Source organism: Bacillus sp. FSL E2-8868 (genome assembly GCF_038005505.1).
Lineage (GTDB): Bacteria > Bacillota > Bacilli > Bacillales > Bacillaceae_G > Bacillus_A > Bacillus_A mycoides.
This window is the reverse complement of sequence record NZ_JBBOTI010000002.1, coordinates 1150351-1163559: the sequence shown is the minus strand read 5'-3', so window position 1 is coordinate 1163559 and position 13209 is coordinate 1150351. Positions and strand designations below refer to the sequence as shown.

Genomic DNA, 13209 nt, shown 5'->3' with positions numbered 1-13209 from the left:
ACGGACAAGCTTGTACATTTTAACTATTTTTTAAAAAATAGTTATTGACTTTGATAATCAATTTCAATTAATCTAATGGTATAATTGAAATTGATAATTATTATCAATGAAACAGATGAGGAACCTTAATGAGAAAAACATTTCACCTTTTACGAAGGGGATTAAAAAATAAAGATGTTGATAAGCATATTGAATGGCAACGAAATGTAATTCGTTCTGAATATGTAGATGAGAAGAGTACGCTTCAAACCGAAAAAGAGATACAAGGTAAAAGGAGAGGTTCAGTTGAGTAAGTTAGTAATGATTTTTGCAAGTATGAGTGGAAATACAGAGGAAATGGCTGACCATATTGCGGGTGCGATTCGTGAAACAGAAAATGAGATTGAAGTAATTGATATTATGGATACACCAGAAGCTTCTATATTAGAGCAATATGACGGGATTATTTTAGGCGCTTATACTTGGGGAGATGGTGATCTTCCTGATGATTTTTTAGATTTTTATGATGCAATGGATTCTATTAACTTAACTGGTAAAAAAGCAGCTGCATTCGGTTCTTGTGATTCGGCTTATCCGAAATACGGGGTAGCGGTTGATATTTTAATAGAAAAGCTGCAGGAGCGCGGGGCAGCAGTTGTGTTAGAAGGATTGAAAGTAGAATTAACGCCAGAAGATGAAGATGTAGAAAAATGTTTACAGTTTGGAGCTGAATTCGTAAAACACCTTTCTTAATGGCAGAAGGGAGATGAAGAGCAATTGCATGAGAAAATCTCAATCAAAACGATGACAGATTACCATTTGTATGATTTTATGCGTTGTCCGCATAAATTTTATTTCCGTCATATAAAAAGAAGAGAACCTTCTTCATTTGAATGGCAACAAATAGCGCAAATGATTGTGAATCAAATTATTAATGAATATTACACGCTACCTGCGGGCCAACAAACGAAAATTGTACTTTTAATATTAATAGAAAAGTATTGGAAAAAAGTAAGAATCAATATGTTTGCTTCAAAGGCGGAGTACTATATTGTTTTAGCGAAGCTAACTGATCACTTATTACAGTTTGTTGAAAGGGATGATAGTCAGGCACCGCCGTTATTTTTATATGAGAAGTTTCAAACATATATGGAAGAGTTAGGTGTCCACATGTCATTGACATTTGAAGTTGGTGAGTGGAGTGCTGAATCGTTTGTAATTAAAAAGTATGTTGTCGATGCGGATGAGGAAATGCTTGCTCTTTGTCAGAAGCTAATGACAGTATTCAGTTATAAAGCTTTCGGTATTCTTCCGGGGAAAATTGAAGTTATTAATTTAATAGAAGGAACTAAGTATGAGTACATTCCAAAGCAGGAAGATATTATAACTGGAATGGATGATTTATTTAGAATGAAAGAAATGTTGCAGCAACCTGAGCACTATACAGAGCGTCATTTTCGTTCTGAGTGTATGAGTTGTGCGTTTCGTAGTGAATGCCAAAGGGAAGAAGTAAAGAAAGAAGCGAAGCAGAAGAAAAATATAGTACATTAAAGGATGCAATGTTGCATCCTTTTTATTATTGACATGAAAAGCTTTTCATCATTTACGGTATATGAGTAGCAGATTTTAATAAGAGGAGGAATAATCAATGAAAGATGAAACGGCAGTATTTCAATGGTTAAAAGAACAGAATGCTCCTTTTGGAATTCAACTGCAAATTTTACAGGCATTTCAATTGTATAAAGTTATTGTTGAAATGGATAAAAAGTTAATGATGTATGAGGAGAGAGAGTATAGGGAGAGAATTTAATCTCGTCCCTGTAGTATTGCTTTAAGCTGTTCTTCATTCTTCTTTAATGTTATTTCGTTGTTTGTTTCAATGTTATAAATAAGGTTATGTAGTAAAGGGCTGTATTGATAAAAGGTAGTGATGCGGTGAATGAGTAATGGATCGCGGTGAGAAATAAGTGCACTGTATTGTTCATATACAGATGTAGTAAACTCATGACCGAAATCATAATATAGCCCAGCAAAATCAAAAGCGGGATCGCCAATTTGAGCATCTCCAAAATCGATAACACCTGAAATGGTTTTGTTCTGCGTATTAAATAAAATGTGATGATGTGTAAAGTCAGCATGAATGATTGTATTTTGAAAGGTAGATTTAGCTATATTGGCAAAGGAATTTTCGAATAAACGATTTAAGGCTGATTTCTGTAATGAAGTAAGATTGTTAGTAAGATATTGATTTAATTTTGTTTGTAGCTCTTTCCAGTAGATAAGTGTTTTTTCAATAGGGAATCCTAGCGTTTCAACACGTTTTAAAGGAATACTATGTAAAGTCGCAAGGAAAGTGGCTAATTGTGTAATAATTACTTCAAGTTCTTTTTTCTCTAGCTTTGCAACTAGTTCACTTGTTAACGGTTCACCATGAATGAGAGGATAATAGCTGCAAAATGGAACAGTATTACAATCATTCTTATACAATAAATGATACTTAGGAATCTCGATTTCTTGTAATGAATGAGAAAGAATTGTGCACAGTTCTTTTTCTAACGGAATTCGGTTTGCATATTCAAGTTTTCGTGGGAAACGAAATAGTAGTTCATCATTTATAATAACCGTTATATTATCCCACCCTTCTTCATTTTGCATATATGAATGTATAGAAAGATCTGGTAGAGCTTCTTTTATATATTGTTTGTAAGAGTCCATAATTGTTCCTCGTTTCTAAGTTAAAGGTAGGTTATTCCACTTTATGATATCAGAATTTTCTTTCTATATGTTAAAATATAACTATCATTATGGAGGAGGGTGGGGTGCATTACGAAGAAAAGAATATTAATCATTTCTCTATGTATCGCTTTTGGATTGTTTTGGCCATATAAAGAGGAGGTTTTTGCTACCTTTAAACCGATAGATCGCTACGAGTTAAATAAGGAATTAAAGAACAAAAGTATAGAAACTTTAACTGATAAAGAAATGAAAATGATAGGAGAACACTTTGTGACAGTGCAACTATCAGTGTTTGAGTTTAATAATAAAGAAGATGTGAAACGAAAAGGTGAAGAAATATTTGTAAATAGAGGGTATGAACAGTTAATAGAAAATTATTACCCAAACCGTTTTCGGGATTTAGAGTATAAATTTACAAACGAAGAGATACGTGAAGAGACAGATGAGAGTTTTCGCTATCATGCTGTAGCGTACGTTGCTGGTATTGAAAATGGTAAGAGAAGTGAAATGAAATTAAATTATGACATGAAAATTGTAAAGGTTAATAATATATTTATGGTGTTAGATCAAAAACAGTACGTACAATAAAAAACCCTCTAGAAGCAGAGGGACTTTAAAGATTTTCATTTTGTTGACCAAGTTCTTTTTGAGCAATGTATAAATTTCCTTGCTCAACTTGTTTCAGTGTATGAACAGAATCTCCTGCATATCCTTTTTCTGTTTTAACAGTTCTTTTTGAACGATTTGAATCTTGTTTCTTCATATAATAGACCACCCTTCCTTAAAAATAGACGAAAATGATGAGCACGAGTAATACAGCTGCGAAAATGGTAATGCCCATTAAAAAAGAAGTATTTTTATATTTAGGTGGCTTATGTACATCTTGCCGATATCCAGGTGAAATTTCAGGGGCGAATTCTTCATCGAATGATTGTTTCTTTTGTTTTTCGTCCATATGTATCCACCTTTCTTTTTCATTATGTTACACGTTACAAGAAAAAATATGCATGAAGAAAACAGCCGCTATATCATTAGCGGCTGCTTTGCGTTGTATATTTTCTTTGTACTTGAAAGAGACGGATAAGCAGGAAGATTGCTCCAAATGCTAGACCGATAATAAGACCGATCCAATAACCTTTTGCTGCCCAGTCAGTATAAGTTGCTAACATGTAGCCAAGAGGTAGACCTATTACCCAATAAGCTATTAATGTCATAATTAAGGCAACATTTACGTCTTTATAACCACGAAGTGCTCCTTGTACTGGAGTTGCAATCGCATCTGAAATTTGAAATAAAATCGCGAATATAAGAAATTCTTTAGCTAAATGATGGACATTTGCATTTGTCGTATAAATAGAAGCAATTTCATCATCAAAGAAATAAAGAAGGATTGAATATAAAAGAGCGAAAGCAAGGGCTAACCCAATTCCGATAAACCCATATTGTTTCGCATTATTGTATCGTTTTGCTCCAACTTCAAATCCAACGGCTATCGTCATTGCCATTGCTAAACTTAAAGGAGTCATATATAACAAGGAAGCAAAGTTCATAGCTGCTTGATGTGCTGCTATTGTTGTCGTACTAAAATTACTCATCATAAGTGTTACCGCAGCGAAAATACTCGTCTCAAAAAAGATAGCAAATCCGATAGGGACGCCAAGTTTCAGGAATTCCTTCCAGATTGTAAAGGAAGGGCGGTATAACTGTTTAAAGATATTGAAAGAAGCGAAAGGCTCTTTCGTACGAATAATAATAACCGTAATAATTAAAATACACCAATAGGTTGCTGCAGAAGCGATTGCCGCACCAACACCACCGAGTTTTGGAAAGCCAAAGTGACCAAAAATTAATAAGTAATTTAATACTACATTAATTGGTAATGATAGTAATGTAATAATCATCGTTGTTCGAGTTTTTCCTAATGCATCAATAAACCCGCGTAAAACAGTGTAAGTAAATAAAGGGATAATTCCAATTGCAATAATAATTAAAAATTGTGCTGCAATACGTTCCACGGGTTCTTCTAATTGCATGCCATTTAAAATAGGTGAAACAGCGAAGAATCCGATAAGGATAACAACGAAACTAGCACAAATTGCTAAATATACTGCTTGAATGACAATGTGGGGAACGTCCTCCTTTTTCTTTGATCCAACGAGCTGTGCAACAATAGGAGTAGTAGCCATTAAAATTCCTGTTAAGCCGGTACTAACGGGAAGCCATATACTTGTTCCGATAGCAACACCCGCTAAATCAATAGGACTCGCATGTCCTGACATTGTCGTATCAAAAAAGCTCATCGCAAATAATGACATTTGCGTTACAAAAATCGGGAAAAAGAGTAATAAAAATTGCTTTAACTTTTGTGAGAATGAAGTAGTTTCTTTCATAAAATCCCCTTTCAACGTAAAAAACAAACTCTTATTATCATACAATTTAATCAGAAAATAGAAAAGAAATAAGCGTATACAACAAATGAAATCAATAAAAAAAGGATGCACTTTGAAAAGGGATAAGGTATTATGATAAGGTGTGAAAAATTACATATTCGTTATTAAGGAGGCACTACTTGTGGCTGATTGGTTAATTGGATTAATCATGGGTGCTGTTGAAGGTTTAACAGAGTTTTTACCAGTATCATCAACAGGACATATGATTTTAACAGGACACTTAATTGGATTTGAAGACGATAGAGCGAAAGTTTTCGAAGTTGTTATTCAGTTGGGATCGATTTTAGCAGTTGTTGTTATATTTTGGAAACGTTTATGGTCATTAGTTGGAATAGGGAAAGTAACTGATGGACCATCTTTAAATCTATTACATATTATTATCGGGATGATTCCTGCCGGCATACTCGGCGTACTATTCCATAGCGCAATTAAAGAAGTTTTATTCGGTCCAGGACCGGTTGTTATTAGTTTAGTAGCTGGTGGTATTTTAATGATTGTTGCTGAGAAGTTTTCAAAACCAAGTACAGCAAGAACGTTAGATGAAATCACATATAAGCAAGCATTTACAATCGGAATGTTCCAATGTTTAGCACTTTGGCCAGGATTTTCTCGTTCTGGATCAACAATAAGTGGTGGTTTATTAGCACGTGTTTCGCATACAGCGGCAGCGGAATATACATTTATTCTAGCGGTGCCAATGATGGTAGCTGCAAGTGCCTTAGATTTAATTAAAAGCTGGGATATATTAAGCGTGGCTGATATACCGTTATTTGCAACTGGATTTATTACAGCATTCGTTGTTGCGATGCTTGCAATTGTTTCATTCTTAAAATTATTAGGTCGTGTAAAACTAACACCGTTCGCTTACTACCGTTTCATTTTAGCTGCGGTATTCTATTTCTTCATTATGTAAGTATAAAATATCAGCAATACCCTATAGAATAGACACTTGAAAAAAAAGTCTACTCTGTAGGGTATTTTTTTATAGAGAGAGAAAAATGAAACTTTTACCTTCAATTACTTGTATTTCACCATGTGAAATATGCCATAATGATTTCGTTATAATAATTTTAAGGAAATCGATAGGGTATTTGAGAGGAGCAATTTAGTGAGTTTTGCAATAGAAATAGTAATTCCAGCACCAATTGATGTTGTATTTGATTATGTACACAATGACGAGAAAATACTAGAATGGAGTACCTTTATGGTAGAAAATAGGTATCCTTCAAATATAGATGTTGAAAACCCTCGTGAAGGTGACAAATATATATCTGTGCAAAAGATGGGGAAGAAAATATATGAATTTGAGGCGGAAATTTTAGAGTATGATGAACCGTATATCGTTTCAGTTGGATGTGAGATGAAGCAAGGTTATACAGCTGCAACTTATATGTTAGAAGAGGATGAAGGAGGTACATCTCTTACTTTAATCGTAGAATTTGAACCGAAGAATTTTTTATATAAGATTATGTACAAGTTGACTGGGTGGATGACACGTGGAATATACATGGGTGAAATGGAACGTTTAGCAGCGTGCGTAGATGCTGTATATTCTCAGAAAAAAGGATTATAATTTAGTAAAATAAAAAACCTGCCGAAATCGGCAGGTTTTTTATTTTACTACTTTCTCAATCATGCTTTCCATTACATGTTCCCAAAGAGAAGTATCATCAGCTAATGTAGCACGGAAATTAGCATACATTTCTTTTTGTTTCTCTTCGAATGTTGGATCTTCTTTTTCAGGTAATGTAGCGCGCATTGAAGTTACTAATTCTTGTACTTTTGGAGCGCGTGGTCCAAAGACGGCTTGTTCATTTCCGTCTTTATCAATGAAAATAAAGATTGGAATCGCACGTGCTGTTCCGTTTGTTAAGTATTGATCCATTAACTCTAAGTTTTCATCGCGAATTAATAAACGCATATCAATATTTGCAACTTCAGAAATTCGTTTCATAACAGGTACACATAAAAGAGCGTCGCCGCACCAGTCAGCTGTTAATACGATAACGCGCCAGCCATCATTTTGACGTTCTTCTAAAACTGGAAGTAATTCATTTGGAATTAAAAAGTTATTGTAAATGTGTAGTAGCTCGTATTGGTTTACTTTCATTTCATTCACATATGTATCAAAGGACATGCCTTTATCAGCCCATTGTAGTAAGTTCATAAGTAACACCTCTTTAGTATGATTTATTTTTATTGTACCAATTTTTATATAGAAAAGCTTGTATTCTTACTCTTTCTTATCACTAAATAATTTATTTAGTGTGTAAAGGAATAGTGCGACACATAATTCAGCTATGTTGGGCATTTGTACACTCTCTATCCAGTCATCGGCGGTATGTATGACAAACCAATCTAACGTAATTTCAATTATAGAGAGCAGAGCAATTGAGAGCCAATTGGGCATACTTGTCATCATTGGATGTAGGAGCACTTTAAAGAAAATGAATATAAAATATGTAATACCGTCTAATAAAAGAATGAGTAAAAAAAAGAGTAGTAGAGCTGTTCTTGATGAATATTCTATACCTGTAATATGAAAGATTCCTACATATACAAAAAATATAAATGCAAAGAATATAATGAGAATAAGAATAACAACACTAATAATAATAGTCTTATCTTTTAGACTGAGACTAGAAAGTTTGTCTTCTTCACTCATTGCCCCAACTCCTTTTTCTGGAAAATCAATTTCATTGTACCATGAAATATCTATTAAAAAACTACGAATTATGGGGAAATAAGGTGACAAAAAGTAAGATTTCGTGTAAAATTATTAATAAGGTTTTTATTTAACTAAATTAAATAAAAGGGGCTGTCAAAGTTGTCTCAAAATCGAGAACAATTAATGGAAGAACTATCGACAAATGTTTTTGCAATGTTTCGCACGTTGCGTAATGATATTGGAAAAATATTTGGTGGTTACATACCGTGGAATGAGTTCATTGTCCTTAGAATATTGAACCGTACGAATAAAGAAATGGTCTCACGTGTAGCTAATGAGTTAAATGTGTCGAATAGTCATATTACAGCTGTTACAGAAAAATTAATTAATAAAGGCTTTGTAACTCGTTCACGTTCTACATCAGATCGCCGAGTTGTATATTTAGAGATTACAGAACAAGGGAAAGAGTTAGTTGCGAAAATGGAAGGTGAGAAAAAGAAATATTTACAAGAAAGATTTTCCGCACTTTCAGAAGATGAAATGGATATAATGATATCTATTTCTAAAAAACTTATTTAAATAATTACAAATAAGAAAACGCTTACCTAATTAAAAAGAAGATCTTCCTCATATATGGAAGGTCTTCTTCTGTGTGTAATAGATGATAAAAAATAAAATGTGTATGAAAAAAGATAGAGCGCCATACTACTAATAAAGGAAGGAGGGAGAAATATGACGAATCGTAATGGTAGTCAAGGAAGTGGAAATCAAGGTTCACCAAAATCAGGGCAATTCCAGCAGGAGTTTAGTACTGAATTTGAAACGGGAAATGATAATAAAGGAAAAGAATATCGTTCGAAAAAAGGAAGTAAATCAAAAAAGGAGTGAAATGATTCACTCCTTTTTTGATTTAAGATGCTGCAGATTGATCCGTATTATATTTTTCTTCTGATTTTGCAACAATCATTGCACAAATTGCATCACCGGAAATATTTACAGCAGTTCTAGACATATCTAGAATGCGGTCAATACCGATAATTAAAGCAATGCCTTCTACTGGTAGATTTACTTGATTTAAAACCATCGTAAGCATTACTAGTCCAACACCTGGTACACCTGCAGTACCGATACTAGCTAGTACAGCAGTTAATACGACCATAGCTAATTGTGGTAATGTAAGTTCAACGCCGTATACTTGAGCGATAAATACAGTTGCTACCCCTTGCATAATAGCAGTACCATCCATATTAATCGTTGCACCTAGTGGTTGTACAAAAGAGCTTATCGCTTTTGGAACTCCAAGTTTTTCTTGGGCGGTTTTCATGGCAAATGGAAGGGACGCATTAGAGCTAGATGTACTAAACCCAATTGCCATTACCGGAGCGAAATGTTTAAAGAAACGAATAATACTTTCTTTGGCTAGTACCTTTAATAAGCCGCCGTATACGAAGACACCGTGAATAATGAGTACCAACATAACGACAATCATATACTTGAACATCGCAGCGACGCCTGCAAGACCCATTTTACCAACGGACGAAGCGAGCAACCCGAATGTTCCGATTGGAGCTAATTTCATGACGAGATTAACAAGATACATCATTAATTCGTTGCCCTGTTCAAGTAATGAATGGACACCTTGAACTCGTTTTCCTAAAACAGCTAAACCGAGTCCGATCAATGCGGCAAAGGCAATAATTTGTAGCATGTTCCCATCAGCCATCGCTTTTGCTGGATTATCTGGCACAATATTCAGCAATGTATCAACGAAAGATGTTTCAGTTTTTGCACCTTCATACTTAAGCCCGTCTGTTTTAAAGTTACCGCCAGCTCCTGGTTTTATGATAAGTGCAAATGTAACTGCAATAGAGATAGCGACAGCTGTTGTTACGAGAAAGAATGAAATTGATTTTAAACCAATTCTTCCAAGTTGTTTCGGATCTCCAAGACCAGCAGCCCCAAGTACGATAGAAATGAACACAACAGGAACAACTAGCATTTTAATAAGGCGAATAAACAGTTGACCAAGTGGATTGAATGCATATTGATTCAATGGCTCAAAAATAGATGGAGCAGCTAAATTTAAAGTGAGTCCGACAACTAGACCGAGAAATAATGCAATTAAGATTGCCTTTGTTTGTTTCAATAAAAACCCCCCTTTTGTTTTTGTAAAATTGCTTTCTAAATTAATTATACCGAAAAAATACCTATTTTGACAATATTTTCTGAATATTTAGTATAAAAATGTCTGTTTCAATGTATATAGTCCAGTTTTGCTGAAATATGTGGAAAGAATACATTTATGTATTTGGAAAAAAAATAGACCATCACATGATGGCCTAGGGAAGGGGACAATTTATATCAATTTAATTAGGGATGGAAGCTATTCAAAGACACTGGGGAATGTCTTATAAATTAGGGAAGAACAGCTTCGATACATATACTATAAAAGATAGATGTGAACATAGAGTGAAAGAGAGAGGGAGTTTTAAGTAAGAAGAAAGAGAGAATAAAAAAATAAGACCATCACATATAGGATGGTCAAAGGAAGGGGACAATTTATGTCAATTTAATTAGGGATGGAAAGCTGTTCAAGACACTGGGGAATGTCTTATAAATTAGGGAGGAACAGCTCCGATACGTATACTATAAAAGGTAGATGTGATCCTCGTGTGAACATGGAGTGAAAGAGAGAGGGAGTTTTAAATAAAAGATAGAGTAAACAAAAAAATAAGACCATCACATATAGGATGGTCAAAGGAAGGGGACAATTTATGTCAATTTAATTAGGGATGGAAAGCTGTTCAAGACACTGGGGAATGTCTTATAAATTAGGGAGGAACAGCTTCGATACATATACTATAAAAGTTGGATGTGACCTTGGTGTGAACATAGAGTGAAAGAGAGAGGGAGTTTTAAGTAAGAAGAAAGAGAGCATAAAAAATAAGACCATCACATATAGGATGGTCAAGGGAAGGGGACAATTTATGTCAATTTAATTAGGGATGGAAGCTATTCAAAGACACTGGGGAATGTCTTATAAATTAGGGAGGAACAGCTTCGATACATATACTATAAAAGGTGGATGTGATCCTCTTGTGAACATGGAGTGAAAGAGAGAGGGAGTTTCAAATAAAAGATAGAAAGAATAAAAAAATAAGACCATCACATATAGGATGGTCAAGGAAGGGGACAATTTATGTCAATTTAATTAGGGATGGAAAGCTGTTCAAGACACTGGGGAATGTCTTATAAATTAGGGAGGAACAGCTCCGATACATATACTATAAAAGGTAGATGTGACCCTCGTGTGAACTTGGAGTGAAAGATATGGGAATTTGAAAAGGGATAAAATAGTTGTTGTAAGAGTCATAGTATAAGTGGAGATATAATAGAAAATATTCTTTTGTAAAACGATAGGAGTCTGAATATAAATAAAAGTTGAAATCTATGAAAAAAAGGATTATGCTCAACTATATTATAAGAATATAAGGTTTATCCCGCTACTTGTAGGCTCTTAAAGAGTCTTTATTTATGAGGGGATAAAAGCTTCACTTGATAAAGGGAGTTAGTGATATGGAAGTAGCAAAAAAACAAGGGTTGTATAATCGTTTTATACGATTGAATCCACCACAAATTTTAGCATTAGGCTTTTTTTGTTTAATTGTGGTCGGAGGATTGTTATTAAAGTTACCGTTTGCAACGAAAGTACATATTAGTTGGGTAGATGCTTTCTTTACAGCTACGTCGGCAGCGACTGTAACCGGTTTAGGTGTTGTAGATACTGCGAGTACGTTTACGATGTTTGGTGAAATTGTTATTATGTTTTTAATTCAAACGGGTGGTCTCGGTCTTATGACGATAGCCATTTTAATTGTTTGGGTATTAGGGAAAAAAATTGGTTTACGCCACCGATTATTAATTGGAGAAGCATTTAATCAAACAAATATTGGTGGTCTTGTGAAATTAGTAAAACGTGTTTTTATTTTTTCTATTTGTATTGAGCTAATTGGAGTTATCTTTTTATCGATTCGCTTTATTCCAGAGTTTGGTTTTGGAAAAGGTTTATACTATAGTATTTTTCACGTTATTGCGTCATATAATAATGCCGGCTTTGCGCTTTGGCCAGATAATTTAACAAGATACGTAGGAGATCCTATTATTAATATTGGGATTTGTTCTTTAATTGTAATAGGAGGGTTAGGATTTACGGTATTAATTGATATATGGTATAGCCGTAGTTTCCGAAAATTATCACTGCACTCCAAAATCATGATTGTTGGAACGATAGCACTTAATGTTATTGCGATGATTGTGATTTTTGTATTGGAATATAATAATGTGAAGACTTTGGGGCACTTATCTTTAAATGAAAAATTATGGGCTTCGTTCTTCCAAGGAATTACACCTCGTACAGCTGGTTTTAACACGGTAGATTATGGGGGGATGGAAGAGTCATCGATACTATTTACAATGGTATTAATGTTTATTGGTGCGGGAAGTGTATCGACAGGCGGTGGAATTAAGTTAACGACATTCGTTATTTTAATTACATCAGTTCTTTCTTTCTTTAGAAAGAAAGAGGATTTTGTTTTATTTCAGCGTACGATTAAAATGTCGACAGTAACGAGAGCGTTAGCAATTGTCGTTGCTAGTCAAATACTTATTTTTACAGCGGTATTTGTATTAATGCTTACAGAAGACTTCAGTTTTATTCAGTTATTATTTGAGACAATTTCAGCGTTTGGTACAGTAGGGTTAACAATGGGGATTACTGCGAAGCTATCGGCGTTTGGAAAATGTATTATTATGTTTGTTATGTTTTGTGGATTAATCGGACCGTTAACACTTGTGTTCTCTTTGGCACGACCAGCAAAACAAAAAATTAAATATCCATCAGAAGATGTATTTACAGGATAAGGTATCCCGCATAAAGCGAGATACCTTTTTCTTTTTAAAAAAGAGAGAACAATAAACCAATAAGCGCCACTCGGAATAAAATCGCAATGAGTGCAGCGATACCACCCACAATGGCAGCGGTACCGCCAGTTACAGTAGCCCCGCGATTATAAGCGTAAATACCAAGTAGAACAGAAACAAGACCAAATAGTGTTGGGAATGTGAATAATGATAATATTGCTAAGGCAAGAGCAATGAAACCAGCAGTCGATCCAGCTGCAGACGATCTTACATCATCGTTATCTTTATCATCATAATCGATACGCTGTGGTGCAACTTCAGCTGCGTATTCTTCTTTATAATCACTATCTATTCGATCTCTTTTTTTATATTCATCAAATTTCTCAGTCAAAGTAAGGACTCCTTTCATAACAAGGTTCAATAGTAGTATGTTTCTCTTTACTGTTTTTATCCCGC

18 protein-coding genes are annotated in these 13209 nt (G+C 34.4%); 10 read left to right on the top strand and 8 right to left on the bottom strand.

Annotation, left to right across the window (positions count from 1 at the left end):
• Positions 1-128: 128 nt before the first annotated feature.
• From NSS74_RS16865 to NSS74_RS16850, 4 genes are all read left to right on the top strand, one after another.
• Positions 129-293 carry a hypothetical protein gene (locus NSS74_RS16865; protein WP_002011628.1) on the top strand — a complete coding sequence of 55 codons (165 nt, stop codon included), beginning with the start codon at positions 129-131 and terminating at the stop codon, positions 291-293.
• A complete protein-coding gene (locus NSS74_RS16860; protein WP_002086759.1) occupies positions 286-732 on the top strand; it encodes a flavodoxin in 447 nt (148 codons plus the stop codon). Before NSS74_RS16865 ends, NSS74_RS16860 begins: the two co-directional genes overlap by 8 nt.
• Before the next feature lie 24 nt (positions 733-756).
• Positions 757-1530 (top strand): hypothetical protein, encoded by a 774-nt coding sequence (locus NSS74_RS16855; RefSeq protein ID WP_002140953.1) that lies wholly within the window; start codon positions 757-759, stop codon positions 1528-1530.
• 97 nt (positions 1531-1627) lie between these two features.
• Complete coding sequence (locus NSS74_RS16850) at positions 1628-1789, top strand: hypothetical protein (RefSeq protein WP_002126244.1); 162 nt, start codon at positions 1628-1630, stop codon at positions 1787-1789.
• Here the strand turns inward: NSS74_RS16850 and NSS74_RS16845 are convergent.
• A complete protein-coding gene (locus NSS74_RS16845; protein WP_002140954.1) occupies positions 1786-2694 on the bottom strand; it encodes an aminoglycoside phosphotransferase family protein in 909 nt (302 codons plus the stop codon). The genes NSS74_RS16850 and NSS74_RS16845 overlap by 4 nt on opposite strands.
• A 99-nt stretch (positions 2695-2793) precedes the next feature.
• Between NSS74_RS16845 and NSS74_RS16840 the strand changes: the two genes are divergently transcribed.
• Entirely contained in the window at positions 2794-3303 is a 510-nt protein-coding gene (locus NSS74_RS16840; RefSeq protein WP_002030623.1) for a hypothetical protein, read from the top strand.
• A 25-nt stretch (positions 3304-3328) separates the two neighbouring features.
• Here NSS74_RS16840 and NSS74_RS16835 read toward each other — a convergent pair whose 3' ends face one another.
• From NSS74_RS16835 to NSS74_RS16825, 3 genes are all read right to left on the bottom strand, one after another.
• A complete protein-coding gene (locus tag NSS74_RS16835; RefSeq protein WP_000743737.1) occupies positions 3329-3478 on the bottom strand; it encodes a hypothetical protein in 150 nt (49 codons plus the stop codon).
• An 18-nt stretch (positions 3479-3496) separates the two neighbouring features.
• Positions 3497-3670: a hypothetical protein gene (locus NSS74_RS16830; RefSeq protein ID WP_000343684.1), complete on the bottom strand. Its 174-nt coding sequence runs from the start codon at positions 3668-3670 to the stop codon at positions 3497-3499.
• 76 nt (positions 3671-3746) lie between these two features.
• Complete coding sequence (locus NSS74_RS16825) at positions 3747-5105, bottom strand: MATE family efflux transporter (protein WP_002140955.1); 1359 nt, start codon at positions 5103-5105, stop codon at positions 3747-3749.
• Positions 5106-5286: 181 nt separating this feature from the next.
• Between NSS74_RS16825 and uppP the strand changes: the two genes are divergently transcribed.
• Positions 5287-6078, top strand: a complete 792-nt coding sequence (gene uppP, locus NSS74_RS16820; RefSeq protein WP_002030627.1) for a bacitracin resistance undecaprenyl-diphosphatase — start codon at positions 5287-5289, stop codon at positions 6076-6078.
• A gap of 195 nt (positions 6079-6273) precedes the next feature.
• A complete protein-coding gene (locus NSS74_RS16815; protein WP_012260608.1) occupies positions 6274-6738 on the top strand; it encodes an SRPBCC family protein in 465 nt (154 codons plus the stop codon).
• A gap of 39 nt (positions 6739-6777) precedes the next feature.
• Here the strand turns inward: NSS74_RS16815 and NSS74_RS16810 are convergent, their stop codons facing one another.
• Both NSS74_RS16810 and NSS74_RS16805 read right to left on the bottom strand, forming a co-directional pair.
• Complete coding sequence (locus tag NSS74_RS16810; protein WP_078175613.1) at positions 6778-7365, bottom strand: thioredoxin family protein; 588 nt, start codon at positions 7363-7365, stop codon at positions 6778-6780.
• A 33-nt stretch (positions 7366-7398) separates the two neighbouring features.
• Positions 7399-7830 (bottom strand): regulatory YrvL family protein, encoded by a 432-nt coding sequence (locus tag NSS74_RS16805; RefSeq protein WP_002140959.1) that lies wholly within the window; start codon positions 7828-7830, stop codon positions 7399-7401.
• 162 nt (positions 7831-7992) lie between these two features.
• Here NSS74_RS16805 and NSS74_RS16800 point away from each other — a divergent pair, with 162 nt between their 5' ends.
• A complete protein-coding gene (locus tag NSS74_RS16800; protein WP_002064429.1) occupies positions 7993-8412 on the top strand; it encodes a MarR family winged helix-turn-helix transcriptional regulator in 420 nt (139 codons plus the stop codon).
• Between the two features lie 153 nt (positions 8413-8565).
• Entirely contained in the window at positions 8566-8721 is a 156-nt protein-coding gene (locus NSS74_RS16795) for a hypothetical protein (protein WP_002011733.1), read from the top strand.
• 22 nt (positions 8722-8743) lie between these two features.
• Here NSS74_RS16795 and NSS74_RS16790 read toward each other — a convergent pair whose 3' ends face one another.
• Positions 8744-9979, bottom strand: a complete 1236-nt coding sequence (locus NSS74_RS16790) for a dicarboxylate/amino acid:cation symporter (protein ID WP_002140962.1) — start codon at positions 9977-9979, stop codon at positions 8744-8746.
• Between the two features lie 1430 nt (positions 9980-11409).
• Between NSS74_RS16790 and NSS74_RS16785 the strand changes: the two genes are divergently transcribed.
• Positions 11410-12753, top strand: a complete 1344-nt coding sequence (locus NSS74_RS16785) for a TrkH family potassium uptake protein (protein ID WP_002140965.1) — start codon at positions 11410-11412, stop codon at positions 12751-12753.
• Between the two features lie 34 nt (positions 12754-12787).
• On the opposite strand, the gene NSS74_RS16780 is transcribed toward NSS74_RS16785, so the two are convergent.
• Positions 12788-13162, bottom strand: coding sequence for a hypothetical protein (locus NSS74_RS16780; protein WP_002011728.1), 375 nt, complete (start codon positions 13160-13162; stop codon positions 12788-12790).
• Between the last annotated feature and the right edge of the window lie 47 nt (positions 13163-13209).